At 64.2% G+C, this 651-nt stretch carries 1 protein-coding gene; it reads left to right on the forward strand.

Features of this window, described 5'->3' with window-relative positions:
* A partial coding sequence (locus H7I57_RS13660; RefSeq protein WP_264024079.1) for a nitroreductase family protein occupies positions 1 to 506 on the forward strand: 506 nt, incomplete at its 5' end.
* Positions 507 to 651 lie beyond the last annotated feature (145 nt).

The raw sequence follows: 651 nt of genomic DNA on the forward strand, positions 1-651 counted from the left end.
GGCAAGCGGTTTCACAGCACGTTCACGACACCGAGTATCTCACCGAACTCACAACGTGGAGCGGGCGCTACGCCTCGGTGGCCGGCGTGCCCGCTCGCAGTACGCCGACACCCGACCAGGGAGCCGCTGTCCCCAGCCGTATTTTCGCCGGCCCCATGCTCAGCCAACCCGCGGGGACGGCCGCAGCGGACGACAACGGATTACTCTTGGCCCTCGGCACGTCAACGGACACTCCACTCGATCGGCTCCGGGCCGGTGAAGCCACCAGCGCAGTTCTGCTCACCGCGACCGCACAAGGACTGTCGACCTGCCCGGTCACCGAGGCATTGGAGAATCCTGATTGCCGGAAAATCGTCGGAACGGACGTTTTTGGTGACGAACTGTTCCCCCAGATGCTCATTCGCGTCGGCTGGGCGCCGCTGAATGCCGATCCGCTGCCCGCGACCCCGCGCCGGCCCCTGGCCGACGTGGTCTCGTGGCTCGACGACGATGCTCCATTCACGTGATTCGGCTCGATGCGATGCCGACCCACCGAGCAATAGCCCGCTACCCCAACGGAATAGCAAGCCGAAGAGAAATCAATACCATGAGCACATCCCACCCCATCGAGTACCGGACCCGCATGTTCGCTCGGGTACTCGGACCGTATCT

Origin of the sequence: Mycolicibacterium pyrenivorans (genome assembly GCF_025821625.1) — a bacterium.
In the GTDB taxonomy this organism is placed as follows: Bacteria; Actinomycetota; Actinomycetes; order Mycobacteriales; family Mycobacteriaceae; genus Mycobacterium; species Mycobacterium pyrenivorans.